General features: G+C 59.6%; 9 protein-coding genes and 1 other RNA gene. 7 read left to right on the forward strand and 3 right to left on the reverse strand.

Going from position 1 to position 15,927, the window contains the following annotated elements; translation table 11 throughout:
- Window positions 1-78 precede the first annotated feature (78 nt).
- Complete coding sequence (gene xdhB / locus PMI31_RS10265) at window positions 79-2,478, reverse strand: xanthine dehydrogenase molybdopterin binding subunit (RefSeq protein WP_008017927.1); 2,400 nt, start codon at window positions 2,476-2,478, stop codon at window positions 79-81.
- On the reverse strand, window positions 2,471-3,925 hold the full coding sequence (xdhA, locus tag PMI31_RS10270) for a xanthine dehydrogenase small subunit (protein ID WP_008017929.1): 1,455 nt from the start codon (window positions 3,923-3,925) through the stop codon (window positions 2,471-2,473). The genes xdhB and xdhA overlap by 8 nt, the downstream gene beginning before the upstream one ends.
- Window positions 3,926-4,201: 276 nt before the next feature.
- On the opposite strand from xdhA, the gene PMI31_RS10275 reads away from it, so the two are divergent.
- The 7 genes from PMI31_RS10275 (at window position 4,202) to PMI31_RS10300 (ending at window position 14,978) form a co-directional block, all read left to right on the forward strand.
- Window positions 4,202-4,861, forward strand: a complete 660-nt coding sequence (locus tag PMI31_RS10275; protein WP_008017930.1) for a GntR family transcriptional regulator — start codon at window positions 4,202-4,204, stop codon at window positions 4,859-4,861.
- A 2-nt stretch (window positions 4,862-4,863) separates the two neighbouring features.
- Entirely contained in the window at window positions 4,864-8,352 is a 3,489-nt protein-coding gene (gene smc, locus PMI31_RS10280) for a chromosome segregation protein SMC (protein WP_008017931.1), read from the forward strand.
- Window positions 8,353-8,610: 258 nt separating this feature from the next.
- The gene (gene zipA, locus PMI31_RS10285) at window positions 8,611-9,465 is read left to right on the forward strand and encodes a cell division protein ZipA (protein WP_008017932.1); all 855 of its coding nucleotides are present in this window, start codon (window positions 8,611-8,613) and stop codon (window positions 9,463-9,465) included.
- A 166-nt stretch (window positions 9,466-9,631) separates the two neighbouring features.
- Window positions 9,632-11,989, forward strand: coding sequence for an NAD-dependent DNA ligase LigA (gene ligA, locus PMI31_RS10290; protein WP_008017933.1), 2,358 nt, complete (start codon window positions 9,632-9,634; stop codon window positions 11,987-11,989).
- Window positions 11,990-12,143: 154 nt separating this feature from the next.
- Window positions 12,144-13,277, forward strand: coding sequence for a zinc-binding metallopeptidase family protein (locus tag PMI31_RS10295; protein ID WP_008017934.1), 1,134 nt, complete (start codon window positions 12,144-12,146; stop codon window positions 13,275-13,277).
- Between the two features lie 111 nt (window positions 13,278-13,388).
- Window positions 13,389-13,485: signal recognition particle sRNA small type (gene ffs, locus PMI31_RS29440), an RNA gene on the forward strand.
- 872 nt (window positions 13,486-14,357) lie between these two features.
- Window positions 14,358-14,978, forward strand: coding sequence for a methyltransferase family protein (locus PMI31_RS10300; RefSeq protein ID WP_008017935.1), 621 nt, complete (start codon window positions 14,358-14,360; stop codon window positions 14,976-14,978).
- Between the two features lie 149 nt (window positions 14,979-15,127).
- On the opposite strand, the gene PMI31_RS10305 is transcribed toward PMI31_RS10300, so the two are convergent.
- Window positions 15,128-15,925, reverse strand: a complete 798-nt coding sequence (locus PMI31_RS10305) for a substrate-binding periplasmic protein (RefSeq protein WP_008017936.1) — start codon at window positions 15,923-15,925, stop codon at window positions 15,128-15,130.
- Between the last annotated feature and the right edge of the window lie 2 nt (window positions 15,926-15,927).

Consider the following 15,927-nt stretch of genomic DNA (forward strand, 5'->3'; position numbering starts at 1 on the left):
GTAGGAGCTGGCTTGCCAGCGAAACAGGCGACGCGGTCCTCGTAGGAGCTGGCTTGCCAGCGAAGAACGCGCCTCGGTCTAGAGCGAAGCCAACTCGGTCTCAGCCTCGACAGCCTTCGCCGCCTTCAGCTGGCGCATCTGCTCACAGCCCCACAACACCCGCTCCGGAGTCGCCGGTGCATCGATTTTCGGTTGATGCCTGTAATCGCCCAGGCTCGCCACGGCGTCCTTGATTGCACACCAGGAGGCGATGCCAAGCATGAACGGCGGCTCGCCCACGGCCTTGGAATGGAACACCGTGTCCTCGGGGTTCTTGCGGTTTTCCACCAGCTTGACCCGCAGGTCCAGCGGCATGTCCGCCACGGCCGGTATCTTGTAGCTGGCCGGGCCGTTGGTCATCAGCTTGCCCTTGTTGTTCCACACCAGCTCTTCCATGGTCAGCCAGCCCATGCCCTGGATGAAACCGCCCTCGACCTGACCGATGTCGATGGCCGGGTTCAGCGAGGCGCCGACGTCGTGGAGGATGTCGGTGCGCAGCATCTTGTATTCGCCGGTCAGGGTGTCGACCAGCACTTCGCAGCATGCCGCACCAAAGGCGAAGTAGTAGAACGGCCGGCCACGGGCCTGGCTGCGGTCGTAGTAGATTTTAGGGGTCTTGTAGAAGCCGGTGCTCGACAGCGACACCTGGGCGAAGTACGCCTGCTGGATCAGTGCTTCGAAGGTCAGGATGTGATCGCGAACCCGTACGTGGCCATTGTGGAATTCCACGTCTTCTTCGCTGACCTTGTATTGGCGGGCAGCGAATTCCACCAGGCGTTTCTTGATGGTTTCCGCCGCGTTCTGCGCGGCCTTGCCGTTCAGGTCGGCACCGCTGGAAGCGGCGGTCGGCGAGGTGTTCGGCACCTTGTCGGTGTTGGTCGCGGTGATCTGCACGCGGTCCATTTCCACCTGGAACACTTCGGCCACGACCTGCGCGACCTTGGTGTTCAGGCCCTGGCCCATTTCGGTGCCGCCGTGGTTCAGGTGGATGCTGCCGTCGGTGTAGACGTGCACCAGGGCGCCTGCCTGGTTGAGGAAGCTGGCAGTAAAGGAAATGCCGAATTTCACCGGCGTCAGCGCCAGGCCTTTTTTCAGGATCGGGCTGTTGGCGTTGTAACGACGGATGGCTTCGCGACGCTCGGCGTACTGGCTGCTTTCTTCCAGTTCGGCGGTCATCTCTTCGAGCATGTTGTGCTCGACCGTCTGGTAGTAATGGGTGACGTTGCGCTCGGTCTTGCCATAGTAGTTGGCCTTGCGCACTGCCAGTGGGTCGAGGTTCAGATGCCGGGCAATCGCGTCCATCACTTCTTCGATGGCGACCATACCTTGCGGGCCGCCGAAGCCACGGTAGGCGGTGTTCGACGCAGTGTTCGTCTTGCAGCGATAACCGTTGATGGTCGCGTCGCCCAGGTAGTACGAGTTGTCGGAGTGGAACATGGCACGGTCAACAATCGAGTTCGACAGGTCCGGCGAGCAACCGCAGTTACCCGCCAGTTCCAGCTGGATGCCATGCAGGCGCCCGCTGTCGTCGAAGCCCACGTCGTATTCGACATAGAACGGATGGCGCTTGCCGGTCATCAGCATGTCTTCGACCCGTGGAAGACGCATCTTGGTCGGCTGGCCGGTCAGGTGCGCGATCACCGCGCACAGGCACGCCGGGCTGGCTGCTTGGGTTTCCTTGCCGCCGAACCCGCCGCCCATGCGGCGCATGTCGACGACGATCTTGTTCATCGACACGTCCAGCACTTCAGCCACCAGTTTCTGCACTTCGGTGGGGTTCTGCGTGGAGCAGTAGACGATCATGCCGCCGTCTTCGGTGGGCATTACCGAAGAGATCTGGGTTTCGAGGTAGAAGTGCTCCTGGCCGCCGATGTGCAGTGTGCCCTGGATACGGTTTTTCGCGGTCGCCAATGCCCCTGTCGAATCACCGCGTTGATGGGTGTGGGTGTCCAGCACGAAATGCTTTTTGCGATAGGCCTCGACCACGTCCAGCACCGGTTCCAGGTCTTCGTATTCGATCACGGCGGCCATGGCGGCCTTGCGTGCGGTCTCCAGGTCGCGGGCGGCCACGGCCACCACTACCTGACCGACGAACTGCACCGTGTCGATGGCCAGCAACGGGTCGCCGGGCATCAATGGGCCGATGTCTTTCAGGCCCGGTACGTCTTCGTGGGTGATGGCGATGCGCACGCCTTCGAAGGCGTAGCAGGGCGCGGTGTCGATGCTGATGATGCGGGCATGGGCGCGGTCGGACATGCGCGCATAAACGTGCAACTGGTTCGGAAACTCCAGGCGATCGTCGATGTACTGCGCTTCACCGGCGACATGCTTGGCGGCGCTGTCGTGCTTGACGCTGCGGCCGACACCGGTGGTCAGGTCCTTGGCGAACAGTTCAGCCAGTTCGGCTTGGGTCTTCTCTACAGCGTGATGATTAGACATAAGCGGTCACCCGAGTCTCGATGTGCGGTGTTTGCAGTTCGATGAAGTATTTGCGCAGCAGGTTTTGTGCGCTGAGCAGGCGATATTCCTTGCTGGCGCGGAAGTCCGAGAGCGGCGTGAAATCTTCGCCCAGGGCAGCGCAGGCACGTTCAACGGTGGTGTTGTTGAACGGCGAACCAAGCAATGCGGCTTCGCAAGCAGCGGCGCGTTTCGGAATGGCTGCCATGCCGCCGAACGCGACGCGGGCCTCGGCCACCACGCCGTTTTCCAGGCGAATGTTGAAGGCGGCGCACACGGCGGAAATGTCGTCGTCCAGGCGCTTGGAAACCTTGTAGGCGCGGAACAGTTTTTCGGCGCTGGCGCGCGGCACGATGATCTTCTCGATGAACTCGCTTTCCTGGCGCGCCGTGACGCGGTAATCGATGAAGTAATCTTCCAGCGCCAGGGTGCGGCGGGTTTCGCCTTTGCACAGGACGATTTGCGCGCCGAGGGCGATCAGCAGGGGCGGCGAGTCGCCAATCGGCGAGGCGTTGCCGATGTTGCCGCCAAGGGTGCCCTGGTTGCGGATCTGCAAGGATGCGAAGCGGTGCAGCAATTCACCGAAGTCCGGGTACTCGGCGTTCAAGGCCTCGTAGCAGTCGGAAAGGGCCGTGGCGGCGCCGATTTCCAGGCGATCGTCAAAACGTTCGATGCGTTTCATCTCGGCGACGTTGCCGACGTAGATCATCACCGGCAGGGTGCGGTGGAACTGCGTGACTTCCAGCGCCAGATCGGTACCGCCGGCCAACAGGCGGGCCTGTGGATAAGCGTCGTAGAGGTCGGCCAGGTCGGCCACGGTCAGTGGCACCAGGCAACGTTTGTCGCCGCTGTTGAGCTCGCCGATATCGGTCGGGGCAATGGCATTCAGGCGCGCGATGGTGTCGGCCTCGCGGGCGTCGAACTGGTCCGGTTGCTTGGCGCAGCAGGACTGCTCGGCGGCTTCCAGGATCGGCCGGTAGCCGGTGCAGCGGCAGAGGTTGCCGGCCAGTGCTTCGTGGGCCTTGGCATGATCCGGTGCATCGCTGTTCTTTTGCAGGGCAAACAGCGACATCACGAAGCCTGGGGTACAGAAGCCGCATTGCGAGCCGTGGCACTCGACCATGGCTTTCTGCACGCTGTGCAGTTGACCTTTGTGCTTGAGGTCTTCAACGCTGATCAGTTGTTTGCCGTGCAGGGACGAGACGAAGGTCAGGCACGAGTTGAGGCTGCGATAGCGAATGTGTTCGCGGCCGTCATCATCCGTTTGCAATTCGCCGACCACCACGGTGCAGGCGCCGCAGTCACCGCTGGCGCAGCCTTCTTTGGTGCCGGGCTTGCCCACATGGTCGCGCAGATAATTGAGCACGGTCAGGTTCGGGTCCAGGGCGTGCTCGCTACGGAGTTCCTGGTTTAGTAAAAACTGGATCACGGAAGGCCTCGCAGACTCATTATTGTTGTTAACCGATAGGACCGAATTTAGCAGGTCTGACTTTCCGGTCAATGATTTTCTGACTTAAAGGTCAGGAAATTGCATTTTGTCGATCAACCGCCTGTTCCTTAATTATTGTCGTTGGTTCGATAGCCTGCCTTTTTGCTTGAATTAGCTTGAATCGTGCCAAAAACCTCCGGGCGGGCACTCCGCCATGAGGCAGCAATTGCGCTACACTGCGCCGCTTGTACAGATCGAAGAGTTTGAAGAACAACCATGACGTTCAAGGCGCCGGACAGCCTCGCCGAGCAAATTGCTCACCACCTCGCCGAACGCATCATTCGCGGCGAAATGAAGCCCGGGGAGCGCATCCAGGAACAGAAGGTCACGCTGGCCCTCAATGTCAGCCGCGGTTCGGTCCGCGAGGCCTTGCTGATCCTCGAGCGTCGGCACCTGATCGCGATCCTGCCGCGACGTGGCGCCCATGTGACCGAGCTCACCGCACACAAGGTGCAGAGCCTGTGCACGCTGATGAGCGAGATGTACATCCTGCTGGCCAACTCCGTGGCCAGTGGCTGGAAAGTCCAGGCTGACCTGGCGCCGTTCGTGCAAATTCAGCAGCGCCTGACCGCCAGCTACGAGCGCCAGGACATCCACACCTTCGTCGACGACAGTTTCAGCGTGATGCGTGCCACCTATGGGTTTGCCAACAACCCGTACCTGCAGGAAACCGTCGAGAACCTGCAGCCGGCCATGAGCCGTGCCTATTTCCTTGCCCTGGACCAGCGCAAGGCGTCGATGAGCGAGTTCCTGGAACTGTTCGAACGCTTGCTCGCGGCCGTGATCGCCCGGGACTTTGCGCAGATTCGCGTGGTGCTGACGGCTTACGCCCAGCGCAGTTGCGATCTGGTGATCTCCGCTCTGACGGACGCCTGAGCGTGCGCTTAAAGTGCATCAAGCTGGCGGGGTTCAAGTCCTTCGTCGACCCGACCACAGTCAACTTCCCCAGTAACATGGCGGCGGTGGTCGGGCCCAATGGCTGCGGCAAGTCGAACATCATCGACGCCGTGCGCTGGGTGATGGGCGAGAGTTCGGCGAAGAACCTGCGCGGCGAGTCGATGACCGACGTCATCTTCAACGGCTCCACCAGCCGCAAGCCGGTGAGTCAGGCGAGCATCGAACTGGTGTTCGATAACTCCGACGGCACCTTGCTCGGCGAATACGCCGCCTATGCGGAAATCTCCATTCGCCGCAAAGTGACCCGCGACAGCCAGACCACCTATTACCTCAACGGCACCAAATGCCGGCGCCGCGACATCACTGACATCTTCCTCGGCACCGGCCTTGGCCCACGCAGCTACTCGATCATCGAGCAGGGGATGATCTCCAAGCTGATCGAGTCCAAGCCCGAGGATCTGCGTAACTTCATCGAAGAAGCCGCGGGCATCTCCAAGTACAAGGAGCGCCGGCGCGAGACGGAAAACCGCATCCGCCGCACCCACGAAAACCTTGAGCGCCTCACCGACCTGCGCGAAGAGCTTGAGCGTCAGCTCGAACGCTTGCACCGCCAGGCCGAGGCTGCCAGGAAGTATCAGGAATACAAGGGCGAGGAGCGCCAACTCAAGGCCCAACTGTCGGCCCTGCGCTGGCAGGCGTTGAACGATCAGGTCGGCCAGCGTGAAGCGATCATCGGTAACCAGGAAGTTTCTTTCGAAGCCTTGGTGGCCGAACAACGCAATGCCGACGCGAGCATCGAGCGCCTGCGTGACGGGCATCACGACCTGTCGGAGCGCTTCAATCTGGTGCAAGGGCGCTTCTACTCGGTCGGCGGCGACATTGCCCGGGTCGAGCAGAGCATCCAGCACGGTCAGCAGCGTCTGCGGCAATTGCAGGACGACCTGAAAGAAGCCGAGCGCGCACGCCTGGAAACCGAATCGCACCTGGGCCACGACCGCACGTTGCTGCTGACCCTCGGCGAAGAGCTGGACATGCTCACCCCGGAGCAGGAAGTCACCAGCGCCGCCGCCGAAGAAGCCGCTGCCGCGCTGGAAGAATCCGAAACCACCATGCATGGCTGGCAGGAGCAGTGGGATACGTTCAACCTCACCGCCGCCGAGCCGCGCCGTCAGGCCGAAGTGCAGCAATCGCGGATCCAGCAGCTGGAAACCAGCCTTGAGCGTCTGGCCGATCGGCAGAAGCGTCTTGGTGAAGAGCGCGCCTTGCTCTCGGCGGACCCGGAAGACGCGGCGATCATGGAGCTTAGCGAGCAGCTCGCTGAGTCCGAAGCGACCCTTGAGGATTTGCAGACCAGCGAAGAAGCGCAGGTCGAAAAGCTTGAGCAATTGCGGCAGGAGCTGCAGCATGCACTGTCGGCGCAGCAACAGGCCCAGGGCGATTTGCAGCGGCTCAACGGTCGACTGGCTTCACTTGAGGCCTTGCAGCAAGCCGCGCTCGATCCGGGTACCGGTACCGCCGAGTGGTTGCGCGAACAAAATCTCGCGGATCGTCCGCGCCTGGCCGAAGGCCTGAAGGTTGAATCGGGTTGGGAGCTGGCGGTGGAAACCGTGCTCGGTGCCGACCTGCAGGCGGTGCTGGTGGACGATTTCAACGATTTCGATCTGTCGGGCTTTGCCCAGGGCGATCTGCGGTTGCTCAGCCCGGCCAGCGATGGCGTACGCGTGCCGGGCAGCTTGCTGGACAAGGTCGAGGCACAGATCGACCTGTCGCCATGGCTGGGGCAGGTCAAGCCGGTCGACAGCCTTGAACAGGCCTTGGCCTTGCGCGGGCAACTGGCTGTCGGGCAGAGCCTGATCATCCGTGACGGTTACTGGGTCGGTCGGCATTTTCTGCGGGTGCGCCGGGCTAGTGAGGCAGAAAGCGGCGTGCTCGCCCGTGGTCAGGAAATCCAGCAACTGGGCCTCGAGCGCGAAGGGCTTGAAGCCGCTGTCGAAACCCTGGAAACCCAGCTTCAGAATCTCAGGGCGCAGCAGCGTCAGCAGGAAAACGGTCGCGAACATTTGCGCCGCTTGCTGCAGGACGAAGCGCGTCAGCAAGGTGAATTGAAGGCTCAATTGTCGGCCGGCAAAGCCAAGGTCGAGCAATTGACCCTGCGCCGTACCCGCCTCGACGAAGAGCTCAGCGAGCTGGACGAACAACGGGCCCAGGAGCACGAAAACATCGGTGAAGCGCGCCTGCATTTGCAGGAAGCCCTCGACAGCATGGCGCAGGACACCGAGCAGCGTGAGTTGCTGCTGGCGCAGCGCGACAGTTTGCGTGAACGCCTGGACCGGGTACGTCAGGAGGCGCGGCAACACAAGGATCACGCCCACCAGTTGGCGGTGCGCTTGGGCTCGCTCAAGGCGCAGCATGATTCGACGCGCCAGGCGCTGGAGCGTCTGGAGATGCAGTCCGAGCGGCTGACCGAAAAACGCGAGCAACTGAGCCTCAATCTGGAGGAGGGCGAAGCGCCGCTGGAAGAACTGCGTTTGAAGCTCGAGGAGTTGCTCGACAAACGCATGACCGTCGACGAAGAACTCAAGACCGCGCAGATCGCCCTCGAAGACGCCGACCGCGAATTGCGCGAAGCCGAGAAGCGCCGCAGCCAGGCCGAACAACAATCCCAGTTGATTCGCGGTCAGCTCGAAACCCAGCGCATGGAATGGCAAGCCCTGACCGTGCGCCGCAAGACCTTGCAGGACCAGTTGCTGGAAGACGGCTACGATCTCCACGGCGTACTCGCGACATTGACTGCCGAAGCCAGCGAGAAGGACGCCGAGGACGAACTCGAGCGCATCGCCGCGAGGATTCAGCGCCTGGGCGCGATCAACCTGGCGGCCATCGATGAGTACCAGCAACAATCGGAGCGTAAACGTTATCTGGATGCCCAGAACGACGATCTGGTGGAAGCCCTTGAAACCCTTGAGAACGTGATTCGCAAGATCGACAAGGAAACCCGCAACCGTTTCAAGGATACCTTTGATCAGATCAATGGCGGTTTACAGGCGCTTTTCCCAAAAGTTTTCGGTGGCGGCCGCGCTTATTTGGAACTGACGGGCGAAGATTTACTCGATACAGGGGTAACAATCATGGCGCAGCCGCCAGGGAAGAAGAACAGCACCATCCATTTGCTCTCTGGTGGCGAAAAAGCCCTGACCGCATTGGCCCTGGTTTTTGCGATCTTCAAGTTGAACCCGGCGCCGTTCTGCATGCTCGATGAGGTTGACGCGCCACTGGATGACGCTAACGTTGGACGCTACGCGCGATTGGTAAAAGAGATGTCACAGACAGTGCAGTTCATCTATATCACCCACAACAAGATCGCCATGGAAATGGCCGAACAACTGATGGGTGTGACGATGCACGAACCCGGTTGTTCACGGCTGGTGGCAGTGGATGTCGAGGAGGCGATGGCGATGGTGGACGCCTGAGTCGTGGTTGCAGGAAGGGGTGTTTAAGGCTTGTAGGACTCTTTTCCACGCTTCGACTTGCTGGCCAATCGACATATTCGCGCTAGCCAACGTGGTAGACGGTGTAAAGTTGCCTTTGGTCGTGCTAGTTTAATGTCAATTTTTCGTATACGTGGGCAAAACGCCTGTCAGAACATAGAGTTGGCGCCACGTTTTAAAGCGGTTTACAGGTTGTAAACCCCTTATTTTTCAGCATTTTTCATAGAGGCACGGGATTACATGGAAATCGGTCTGCGCGAGTGGCTGATCGTCATCGGCATAATTGTCATTGCCGGTATTCTTTTCGATGGCTGGCGCCGTATGCGCGGCGGCAAGGGAAAACTGAAGTTCCGTCTTGATCGAAATCTGTCCAATCTGCCGGACGAGGACAGCAGCGCCGAGCTGCTGGGCCCGCCGCGCGTGCTGGACACCCATAAAGAGCCGCAACTGGACGAGCAGGACCTGCCGTCGGTGAGCATGCCGGCCCGGGAGCCTCGCGAGTCGGGTTCCAAGCGCGGCAAGCGTAGCCACAGCGAACCTTCCCAGGGCGACATGAACCTCAGCCTGGATCTGGATGGTGGCCCAAGCTTCAGCAGCCGCGACGACGATTTCCCGGCCGAAGCCAAATCCTCGCCATCGGTCGCCGACAAGGATCAGCCGCAAGCCGAAGAAGTGCTGGTGATCAGCGTGATCTGCCGCGACCCTGCCGGTTTCAAGGGCCCGGCGCTGTTGCAGAACATTCTGGAAAGCGGCCTGCGTTTCGGCGAGATGGATATTTTCCACCGTCACGAAAGCATGGCGGGCAACGGTGAAGTCCTGTTCTCCATGGCCAACGCCGTCAAGCCGGGCGTATTCGACCTGGACGACATCGACCACTTCAGCACCCCGGCGGTGAGCTTCTTCCTGGGTCTGCCAGGCCCTCGCCATCCGAAGCAAGCCTTCGACGTGATGGTGGCCGCGGCGCGTAAGCTGTCCCAGGAGCTCAATGGCGAACTGAAGGACGACCAGCGCAGCGTACTGACCGCCCAGACGATCGAGCACTACCGTCAGCGCATCGTGGAATTCGAACGCCGCGCCCTGACCCAGAAGCGCTGATATTGGAAGTGTGTGGGCATGACTGCCACGCACTGTAGGAGCCGGCTTGCTGGCGATGCGGACTTGAAACCGCCATCGCCGGCAAGCCGGACTCCTACAATGAATCTGCACCGCATCAACAAATTGAGCAGCCTCGGCTGCTCTTTTGCTTTATGAGAGAACACCCATGACCGCCGCCAAGAACCGTATTTTAGAGCTGCGCGCTGAGCTGGATCAGCACAACTATCGCTACCACGTGCTCGACGAACCGAGCATTCCGGACGCCGAATACGACCGCTTGTTCAACGAGCTCAAGGCGCTGGAAGCGGCCAATCCCGAACTGATCACCAGCGACTCGCCCACCCAGCGAGTGGGCAGCGCGGCGCTGTCGGCGTTTACCCAGGTGCGTCACGAAGTGCCGATGCTCAGCCTCGGCAACGCCTTCGAAGAAACCGACATGCGTGAGTTCGACCGTCGGGTGACCGAAGGCCTGGATTTGCCGGCGGGCGACCTGTTCGGTGGCGGCGCAACCGTTGAATATAGCTGTGAACCCAAGCTCGATGGCCTGGCCGTCAGCCTGCTGTATCAGGATGGCCTCCTGGTGCGCGGCGCGACCCGCGGCGATGGCACGACGGGCGAAGACATCAGCGTCAACGTGCGCACGGTACGCAACATTCCGCTGAAGCTGCACGGCACTGGCTGGCCGGCGACTCTGGAAGTGCGTGGCGAAGTGTTCATGTCCAAGGCCGGTTTCGAGCGGCTCAACGCCACGCAGCTGGAAGTCGGCGGCAAGACCTTCGCCAACCCGCGCAACGCGGCGGCAGGCAGTTTGCGCCAGCTGGACTCGAAGATCACCGCCAATCGCCCGCTGGAGTTCTGTTGCTATGGCATCGGCCAGGTATCGGCGGACATTGCCGACACGCACGTCGGCAATTTGCAGCAACTCCAGGCCTGGGGCATGCCGATCAGTCATGAGCTGAAACTGGCGCAGGGTATCGCCGAATGCCTGGATTACTACCGCGATATCGGTGAGCGGCGCAGCGCACTGCCGTATGAAATCGACGGCGTAGTGTTCAAGGTCAATAGCATTGCCTCCCAGCGCGAACTGGGTTTTCGCGCCCGTGAGCCGCGTTGGGCCATCGCCCACAAATTCCCGGCGATGGAAGAACTCACCGAACTGCTCGATGTGGAATTCCAGGTCGGCCGCACCGGTGCGGTGACGCCGGTGGCGCGTCTGAAACCGGTCAAGGTCGCCGGTGTCACGGTGGCCAACGCCACGCTGCACAACATGGATGAAGTGGCGCGCCTGGGCCTGATGATCGGTGACACGGTGATCATCCGTCGTGCGGGTGACGTGATTCCGCAAGTGGTGCAAGTGGTCATTGAGCGTCGTCCGGAAAACGCCCGGCCGGTGCAGATTCCCGAGCAGTGTCCGGTGTGCGGTTCCCATGTCGAGCGCACGCAACTGATCAAGCGCAGCAAGGGTCGCGAGACGGTCAGCGAGGGGGCGGTGTACCGCTGCGTCGGCCGCCTGGCCTGTGGCGCGCAACTCAAGCAGGCAATCATTCACTTCGTGTCCCGTCGCGCCATGGACATCGAGGGCCTGGGCGAGAAGAGTGTCGAGCAACTGGTGGATGAAGGCCTGGTGAGTTCGCCCGCCGACCTGTACGCCCTGACGTTCGAGCAGATCGTCGATCTGGAAGGTTTTGCCGAGCTGTCGAGCAAGAACCTGCTCGGCGCCATCGAAGACAGCAAGAAGCCGGGCCTGGCGCGGTTCATCTACGCCCTCGGCATTCCCGATGTCGGCGAGGAGACGGCCAAGGTACTGGCCCGTTCCCTGGGTTCGCTGGAACGGGTGCAGCAGGCCTTGCCACAAGTGCTGACGTACTTGCCGGACGTCGGGCTGGAAGTTGCGTACGAGATCCACAGCTTCTTCGAGGACGCGCACAACCAGCAGGTGATCGCTGAACTGCTCAAGCATGGTTTGCAGATTCAGGATCAGGGTGAGTTGGGTGCCGAGTTTGCCGCAAGTACGACGTTGGGCGGTTTCCTCGACAAACTGCATATTCCGTCGGTAGGGCCGGGTGGGGCACAGAAGCTGGCAGACAAATTCGGCACGCTGCAGGCGGTGATCGGCGCGGATTGGCTCGATATGCGCCAGGCGCTACCGGAGAAACAAGCCAATTCGGTGCGCGAGTTCTTTGCGCTCGAAGAAAATCGCCAATTGGCCGAAGCGGCCGAGAAGCAACTGGTCGATTTCGGCATGCACTGGCAGAGCGAGAAGAAGGTCGTCGAAGGCTTGCCGCTGGCCGGGCAGACCTGGGTGCTGACAGGTTCCCTGGAGCTGATGAGCCGCGATGTGGCCAAGGACAAGCTCGAAAGCCTCGGTGCAAAGGTTGCCGGCTCCGTGTCGGCCAAGACCCATTGCGTGGTGGCTGGGCCCGGCGCTGGCTCCAAGTTGACCAAGGCCAATGAGCTGGGGCTGAAGGTTCTGGATGAAGAGGCGTTTGTCGAGTTTCTGCGCAAACACGATATTTCGGTGTGAAGCCATTCGCTGGCAAGCCAGCTCCTACAGGGTTTGCGCGAGCCCTGTAGGAGCTGGCTTGCCAGCGAAGGCGATTTCCAAAGCGCCGCAGAAAATGGGAGCGATCTACACCAGGGAATGATCTAGTCTTGGCAAGCTCCAGGGAGAGATCGCCATGTACCGTTTCTTCGACCAGTTCAGTTCGCGCAACAGCAAGGTCTGGCCGTGTCGTTGCGGGCAGTCGCTGTTCTTTCGCAACAGTCAGTGCCTGGCCTGTTCAGCGGCGTTGGGCTATCAGTCGGAGCAAAGCCGTTTATCTTCGCTGCAACCGGCTGAACACCCCGACGCCTGGTTGCTCGACGCCGCCCCTGAGGCTGGTGCGTTCCGCCGCTGCACCAATCTCGATTCACCCGCTGCGTGTAATTGGCTGCTCCCGGCTAATCATCACGAAACCTTGTGCATGGCCTGTAGCTTGAATCGCACGATTCCCGACCTGTCGATCACAGAAAATCACGAGCGCTGGCGCAAAGTGGAAACCGCCAAGCGGCGTCTGGTCGCGCAACTGGTCAGTCTGGGGTTGCAGGTGATTCCCAAGACGGTCGACGAAGAAACCGGCCTGGCCTTCGATTTCATCGGCATGGACCTCGAAGGCAAACCGCCCACCACCGGACATGCCAATGGCCTGATCACCCTCGATATCAAGGAAGCCGACGACGCGCACCGCGAGCAGGTGCGAGTGCAATTACACGAGCCCTATCGCACGCTGCTCGGGCATTTTCGCCATGAAGTCGGGCATTACTACTGGGACCGCTTGATCGCCAGCAGCCATTGGCTGCAACCTTTTCGCCGGTTGTTCGGCGATGAGCGTGCCAGCTATGCCGAAGCCCTTGAGCGACATTATCAGCAGGGTGCACCGCTCGACTGGCAACAGCACTACCTCAGCGCCTACGCGACCATGCACCCGTGGGAAGACTGGGCGGAAACCTGGGCGCATTACCTGCACATGATGGACGCCGTGGATACCGCGCTGGGCTTTGGCATGAGCGCCCGGGAACTGGACTTCGACTATCAGCCGTTTCCGCCTGAAACCCTCTACGATCCGCAGCATCCAGGTGGCGCGGTGTTTCTGTCATTCGTCAATGCGTGGATCGAACTGGCGGGCATGCTCAATGAACTGTCACGCAGCATGGGGCAACCGGATTTCTATCCGTTCGTCCTGCCGCCAGCGGTGATCGCCAAACTGCACTTTATCCACCTGGTGATTCAGCAGGAGGGCGGCAGGGCGGATGAGGTGCTACAGGCGCAATAGCAAGTGCTTGAACCCCCTCATATTTTTTATCCGAAACCAACGGTTGTAACTTCGTCTCAGATAGGTACAATGGCGCGGCTCGCCGACAGGTGAGCGTCGTTATGGTGACCCTATCGGTCCCCCCGCAACGATCAGCCGTGAACCCGGTCAGGCCTGGAAGGGAGCAGCCGCAGCGGTGACATTGTGTGCCGGGGTGTGGCTGGTAGGGTCGCCACCTATCTCTAAATCCTTGAGTCTGCAAGGATTTGTCAGTCAAAAATCTCGAAGTGTGACAGCGTTCAGGTACACCGAAGTGGTGCGCCATACGAGTCAGGCTGGCTTTACGTTTGCGCTCTTCAAAGCCTTACTGCATCCCCTCATTTTCTGCACTCTCCAATTTTCTTGTTGTGGCATGTCTGCGCACCTTCTCGCTGCTGGCCCAGGTTGGCAAACTACTTCGTATTAAGCGCGTCGTGAGTAAGAGGAGGGAGATTGCAAATTCACTGTAGCCCTGTAGGGGGGGGTTAACAAAAAAGTTCAGTCATGTGGGTAACGCTTTCAGGAGCATTTACTTGCCCTTGGTTTCTCGTTCATCCAGCCTTCCGGTAAAAGTTGGACTGAAGTAAACACTCCACACTCCAATGGCTACGTGTCCCGGCTCGATCAGGGGGGGCAATTTCCTGCTGATTTTTTGGGCTTGTCGGAGTCATCGTCATAGGCAAATCGAATAATTGGTCATGTTGTTATAAGTATTCGATATTTGCGTAGATTGCTATTTGATCCTATTTGTTATTATGGGTAAATGCTTAATTCTAACAAGTTGTAAGGAGAAATAGTTCCAAGGCATTAAGGTAGGCGTGCGTTTTTGCCAGAAAACCGTGAGAGCGTCGGAGTTTTGTCTTGTCGCAGAGTCAGGCGGGGGCGGACTTCAGACTCGCTATTAGAGTGTTTGCAAGATGGAGCTTGAAGTTTGATTTTTAGCTAGGCTGTGATGATCTGTGGTGACGCAATCATAGTGTCGAAAATGTCAGTGGGTAAGGGGGTGCAAATCAAGGCGCCTCAAAACGGATTTTGGTTGCTTTTCGGGCGGGAGTGTCTGGCATGAATTCATTATCTGCAGTGCTGCAGTCGAAACGGCTCGGATTCTATAGCGGAGTTCTCCTGGCGGGAGTGTGGATTGTTTTTGCTTATGTTCATTTGGTTCGATTTCAGGAAACGCATCAACTGACTCTGCTTTTGTTCTGTCTCTCCGAGACGCTGACAGCAGTTTTGTATATTTTTCGAAGCGAACCAAAGACGGTTTCACTCATTCCGGTCGACTGGTTTATGGCGGTAGGTGGTACTTTTGCCCCATTGTTGTTCCGGCCGGAGGATTGGGGGGTGCTCCCGTGGGCAAGTTTTCTGATCACTGTGGGGGCGATCATTCAGGTGCTGGGTGTGATTTCTCTAAATCGCAGCTTTGCGCTCGTTGCAGCAAAGCGGGTTATCAAGACTGCGTGGATGTACCGCGTGGTGCGTCACCCTATCTATGCCAGTTATTGTCTGACGTTTACGGGCTATGTGTTGGCAAATACATCGCTGGCGAATATGACTATCTATGCAGTAACTATCGGTTTTCTGGTCGCGCGAATATTTCGAGAGGAAGCGCATCTTTCTCTTGATCCATCATATCGTGAGTATATGCAGGGTGTTCGTTATCGGCTTGTCCCATTCATATTTTAGTTTCCGGGTGTTGGCTCGCACGCTTACATGGTCGTCTGGTCAGGAGCAGTCGCAGCGGTGATATTGTGTGCCGGGGTATGGCTGGCGGGGTACCACCTTAACGCCACGCGAGTGTTCACTCGCGTTATCTTTCTGAAACCAGACTTTCGCTAGCTGCCAGGATCTTGTCCGGGGTGGGTTTTCGTCGTTTGCGGTTTATCCACAGCCGCAGGTTCGTCACCGATATACAACCGAACAATCTCATCGATCTCCCCGGAGGTCTTCATCCGCACCAAGGTGCGCAGAATGCTCTGCACCGGGACCTGCGGGTCGTTGCGAACGTAACAACCGATACGGTGTTCCTGCAGCACTGCCACGCCTTGCAGTTGCTGGTCCGGCAGCAGGCGGTGATTGAACCAGTCCAGGCTCCATTGATTGCTGACGGCATAGTGATTGCGGCCGGCCAGGAGTTTTTCCAGCACCTGTTCCTGGTTGCGTGCGTCGTCGCGCTGCAGTTGGCCGGTGTCGAACAGCGGCTGCAGGGTCGGGTAGCTGTAACCGAGCACGGTGCCAATGGACTGTTGCGGCAAGTCAGCGGGCTTGACTGCGCCGGGCGGCGCATGCCGGGTGATCAACACGTCAGGTTGATTGAAGAGCGGGATACTCCAGAGAAAATCGCCAGGCTGATCGGGCAGCCACGATTGCGCGGCATAACAGCGGACATCGACCTCGCCTTGCTCCATGGCATTTTGCACTCGCCCGCGGGGCAATACATGGAATTCGACCGGCAAGCCGACCTGGGTCGCGAGACTGAGCATCAGGTCATACAGGATGCCCTGGGTCGGTTTGCCCCGTTCAAGTTGCACCATGGGCATGGTCCAACTGTCGCTTATCACGAAGCGTAGCGGTGCTGGCGCGGCCGCTCCGTCCAGGCTGATCAATAGCAATGCCCCCATGGCCAGCCTCATAA

The organism is Pseudomonas sp. GM55 (genome assembly GCF_000282395.1).
In the GTDB taxonomy this organism is placed as follows: domain Bacteria; phylum Pseudomonadota; class Gammaproteobacteria; order Pseudomonadales; family Pseudomonadaceae; genus Aquipseudomonas; species Aquipseudomonas fluorescens_CC.

What these genes read in the sequence shown, in the direction of transcription:
- PMI31_RS10275 (WP_008017930.1), top strand. Translation starts at nt 4,202, where the DNA reads ATGACGTTCAAGGCGCCGGACAGCCTCGCCGAGCAAATTGCTCACCAC.
- ligA (WP_008017933.1), top strand. Translation starts at nt 9,632, where the DNA reads ATGACCGCCGCCAAGAACCGTATTTTAGAGCTGCGCGCTGAGCTGGAT.
- PMI31_RS10295 (WP_008017934.1), top strand. Translation starts at nt 12,144, where the DNA reads ATGTACCGTTTCTTCGACCAGTTCAGTTCGCGCAACAGCAAGGTCTGG.
- PMI31_RS10305 (WP_008017936.1), bottom strand. Translation starts at nt 15,925, where the DNA reads ATGAGGCTGGCCATGGGGGCATTGCTATTGATCAGCCTGGACGGAGCG.
- PMI31_RS10300 (WP_008017935.1), top strand. Translation starts at nt 14,358, where the DNA reads ATGAATTCATTATCTGCAGTGCTGCAGTCGAAACGGCTCGGATTCTAT.
- zipA (WP_008017932.1), top strand. Translation starts at nt 8,611, where the DNA reads ATGGAAATCGGTCTGCGCGAGTGGCTGATCGTCATCGGCATAATTGTC.
- xdhB (WP_008017927.1), bottom strand. Translation starts at nt 2,478, where the DNA reads ATGTCTAATCATCACGCTGTAGAGAAGACCCAAGCCGAACTGGCTGAA.